Source organism: Alicyclobacillus sendaiensis NBRC 100866, from assembly GCF_001552675.1.
In the GTDB taxonomy this organism is placed as follows: Bacteria; Bacillota; Bacilli; order Alicyclobacillales; family Alicyclobacillaceae; genus Alicyclobacillus; species Alicyclobacillus sendaiensis.
Genome location: NZ_BCRQ01000107.1, coordinates 1 through 3661, shown reverse-complemented (window position 1 = coordinate 3661; position 3661 = coordinate 1). Strand labels below are relative to the sequence as shown.

The following is a 3661-nucleotide window of genomic DNA, read 5'->3' as shown; positions in this document are numbered from 1 at the left end:
GCCTATAATTCTATTTACGAATATGGTATGCTTAGTGACGACAGCGCAACTAAGGGGGTCGTCGAGTGGCGGGCGCAGTCAAAAACGTACCACCGTATCGAACTCATGAATTCACGTCTGCTGACGGCACCGTTTACACTTGGGACGAGCGTCAAGAGACAGCAATGACTCTTTCACCCGACGAGCTGGAAGCATTACGTGACCTCATCAGTTCGTTGAAGGACGAGATTATTCTAAACGATAAAAGCGGCAATGGTATTCCAATGGGGGTTCCAGTGCCCCTGTCGGAAGAAAAATTAAACGTCATTCTTGATCTGATTTTGCATGTAATCAAATTTAAAGATGCACTAAAAATTAGGATTACCGAACATGCGGCGGAACGATTAGAGCAAGATATGTTGAACGGCCCCGGCCATCCGGATTTTCGTGGGTGGCTTTCCGAAGAGGACATTGAGCATTGCGTCTGCACGATCCACAAAGTTGATAGCGCTCGATTGACCGTTGATAAAAGGACTGTTGATTCAGAGATTAAAAGATTTAATTCCCCGCTGGCGCTGGAAGTAAGAGGGCAAAGAACTGACGGTACCGAAGGAACTTTAGCGCTTGCATTGATCGAGGATACGCAAATTCGCATTATCACACTTTTAAAGACTAAATCCGATTCCGGCGCGTAAAACTAAAAGGGGCGCTCAATTCGAGGAGGTGACCAAAATGACAATGGCGTGTCACATTAACGGCGGTTCAATGATATGTATGTGCGGCAAAATCATGGACTGCACGAAGGGAACCGTTACTCGCGTCATCAAAGGTCAACCGATTCGAATCCTTAACGCCCCATATTACCAATGCCCTCAATGTGGGGAAATCGAGTTCGATTTGTCGTCCCGTATTTCTTCAATTGCAGTTGATGCATATCGTCGAAATCTAAGTGAGGTTGACTTCGACGATTATTGTAATAAATAACAAATTGCTATTGATCGCATGTCGATGATCATGTGCGAGGCCTCCGACGTTTCCTAGGCGCCCGGAGGCCTTTGCTTCTTCCGAAAGTAGCCCCTAATCCGCGATCTCGTATGGCCGATACTTCGCCCTCAGGTCTTTCAACTCCGCACCTCGCGCTTCGACATCCTCCCGCAAAAACAGCGTGACCCGTTCCTGCTTTTTCAACGTCTTGAGCTTCCCGTTCCGCACGGATTGTCCCAGGGCCTGCAGTGAACAGTCCAGCATCCGCGCAACTTCCTGGGGGGTCAGGATGTTCTCCTGGGCCCATCGCACGAAGTCAGCCTTGGTCTCGAACTGGAGGTACACATCTGTCACCCCTTGAGCCGGTCACGAATGCTCATGACGGAAGCAGCGATGCACAACACCAATACAACGGCTGCGGCTATATCGGCCCAACGCGCGATGTGAACGTGAAAGACAAGGCTCAGCGCCACGAGGAATGTGAAGATCCAACCGTACTTCGCAAACGGGCTTAAAACGCTTCTCAGCATAGCCGTGCCTCCTTCGTGTTATAATGGAGGCAAGGGGAGGGGCGACTCCCCTTGCTCGAGCCTACTTCCGATGCTTGCGCCGTCGTCCGCGCCGCGTTCGGGGTGGGCTTCTTAATTTGCTCTTTATGTCGAGCAAACCGTTCGCGATTTGGACGAGCAATGCGATTGCGGTGAGCACTTTGATGAGCTCATCCAACGGTTCAACCTCCCTTCTGAAGAATAGGATACCACATTTATTGTAACGTTGCAATAGATAGCGAGTGACAATTGCGGTATGATTATTTTGAACAGCACAACAGGGGGGGGTATACGGTGCTTAAGTTAGCCCGAATTGGACTTGCCAACGGAGGACACACTTACGTTTTTGATAACGACGGTAAAGAAGATTGTGTCATTTTGCCTTTGCCAGTTGAACAGGTAGTAGAAGCGTTATGGGAACAGAATCGGTTTCCCATAGAGGATGCTTGTCCATGGGTCGCTGAGCAGATGATTTTAGACAACATACCTAAGCAGCATTCGACACTTCTTGGGAAAGACGCGCGCTCACTTGAGGCGCACGATCCAGAATGGCGTCATATAGCTCAACGAGCGCTAGACCGCTACAGAGGTTCAAGACCCATCTAGCCCCACAAATCCTCAAACCTCGCCTCCGGATCGATCTCCCGAATGACCGTCATCAGCTTGCGCGCGGTGAGACGTGTAGGCTTTGTGGCGCGGCCGGTGGCGAGGTTGTTGATCGTGGCGTCTGAAATGCCGCTCCTTTTGGCTAGCTCTAAAACATTGACGCGTTGTCACCTCTATCCTACTATGAGAAGCGAAAAGATGACTTTCGATGATTAAGCGAGAAGATTGAGTGCTCTCAGCAAAATCTGTGCGGTGGGGAGGGTCATTGGTGTCCAGACTTAGAAAAGTGCTTCTATATTTCTTGTCGAAGAAGGTCCTTAATCGCACAGAAATTGTTAAATATCTATACATGTATGAATGGTACCATCGCATGCATCTGGGTATACCGGGTATAGAAGTTAAGTTTATCCGTTGGCATCATGGCCCATTTGCGAAAGAGATCATGGACGAATTAGATATGCTGGTGTCATTCAAGAGCGTCGAATGTGATATCCATAAGAACGCATACGGCAATACAACATACATTTACACTACAGACGTTGATCCAGACGGTTTAACAGATGAAGAAATGGAAATAGCTGATTATGTCTTGGCATCCATGCATGGACATCGTTATCAGGCAATGATCGACAAAGTGTATTCCACGCCCCCTATGTTGGAGTTGTTAGAAGCTGAAGAGGTATTCGGAATGGATTTTAAAGGGGCTGAGCTTAACATGGACCGCGTAAACGGTACGTTCAAACGAACGGTTGCCGGTCGTGAAGCTGCACGTCGACGACTTCGTGACGTAGCGCCCCGAGGTACTGATGAAGAGTATCTACAGGTATTAATCAACGAATATCGAGCGATGGATGTATTTCGAAGGAGGGCTAATGGTGTCAATAGCTCCCCTCATTCGAAATAACTTGTATGATAATCGAGAATTCGCATTTGGCTCTTTATGGACTGTCTCAGACGAACTTGTCTCTATTCCGGATGCTGACCGGGATAAATCCAGAAACATACATGAGGCTCGTATAGTCTTGGTAGTCTCGAATAACCGTACAAATGTAGATCCATTGACTCCTGTAATCTCAGTAGTGCCGTTATCCCACCGAACAGACTGTATCCGGTACGGCGATGTCCTGATTACTCCAGATGGAAACGGTTTACGGGTAGCCTCAGTTGCACGTATACGGCTATTACAGCCGATATTAAAAATTGACTTGATACGGTGCATCGGACAAATCAATGATGATGCGTGTGAAGATATATTGTTGGCGATTGAGGAGTTCTTTGGATTGGGGATCGATGAGCTTCAATGAGCCGTACTACCAAACAACTCCAAGTTTCAACGCCTATCCAGTTGTGCGTGCGGGTGCTCGAGGAGTATGTCGACCAACACTTCCGTGAATCGACCCGCAGCGCGGCGGAAATGTTTTTGAACCGCAAGCGGATGGAGAGGATTTTATAAGGCCAACCGTCTACGCCGAGGCTTCCGTACAAAGAATTGATGGGTCTCGTCAATTAGGGTTATGTCGGGTTGCGCTTCGCCTCCACCATGC

6 protein-coding genes are annotated in these 3661 nt (G+C 48.4%); 4 read left to right on the top strand and 2 right to left on the bottom strand.

What is annotated here, in order from left to right:
- The first annotated feature begins 65 nt into the window (after nt 1-65).
- On the top strand, nt 66-674 hold the full coding sequence (locus tag AS26_RS13320; protein ID WP_062310548.1) for a hypothetical protein: 609 nt from the start codon (nt 66-68) through the stop codon (nt 672-674).
- Nucleotides 675-711: 37 nt separating this feature from the next.
- On the top strand, nt 712-963 hold the full coding sequence (locus AS26_RS14985; protein ID WP_083516126.1) for a YgiT-type zinc finger protein: 252 nt from the start codon (nt 712-714) through the stop codon (nt 961-963).
- Nucleotides 964-1056: 93 nt separating this feature from the next.
- Here AS26_RS14985 and AS26_RS13315 read toward each other — a convergent pair whose 3' ends face one another.
- Together AS26_RS13315 and AS26_RS13310 are read right to left on the bottom strand one after the other, a co-directional pair.
- Nucleotides 1057-1308, bottom strand: coding sequence for a helix-turn-helix domain-containing protein (locus tag AS26_RS13315; RefSeq protein ID WP_062310545.1), 252 nt, complete (start codon nt 1306-1308; stop codon nt 1057-1059).
- A 5-nt stretch (nt 1309-1313) separates the two neighbouring features.
- Complete coding sequence (locus AS26_RS13310; protein ID WP_062310542.1) at nt 1314-1493, bottom strand: hypothetical protein; 180 nt, start codon at nt 1491-1493, stop codon at nt 1314-1316.
- Between the two features lie 892 nt (nt 1494-2385).
- Between AS26_RS13310 and AS26_RS13305 the strand changes: the two genes are divergently transcribed.
- Entirely contained in the window at nt 2386-3021 is a 636-nt protein-coding gene (locus tag AS26_RS13305; protein ID WP_062310539.1) for a Panacea domain-containing protein, read from the top strand.
- Nucleotides 2969-3421, top strand: coding sequence for a type II toxin-antitoxin system PemK/MazF family toxin (locus AS26_RS14980; protein WP_083516125.1), 453 nt, complete (start codon nt 2969-2971; stop codon nt 3419-3421). Before AS26_RS13305 ends, AS26_RS14980 begins: the two co-directional genes overlap by 53 nt.
- The last annotated feature ends 240 nt before the right edge of the window (nt 3422-3661 follow it).

Excerpts from the sequence above, each read along its gene's own strand:
- AS26_RS14985 (WP_083516126.1), top strand. The coding sequence starts at position 712 with ATGACAATGGCGTGTCACATTAACGGCGGTTCAATGATATGTATGTGC.
- AS26_RS13310 (WP_062310542.1), bottom strand. The coding sequence starts at position 1,493 with ATGCTGAGAAGCGTTTTAAGCCCGTTTGCGAAGTACGGTTGGATCTTC.
- AS26_RS14980 (WP_083516125.1), top strand. The coding sequence starts at position 2,969 with ATGTATTTCGAAGGAGGGCTAATGGTGTCAATAGCTCCCCTCATTCGA.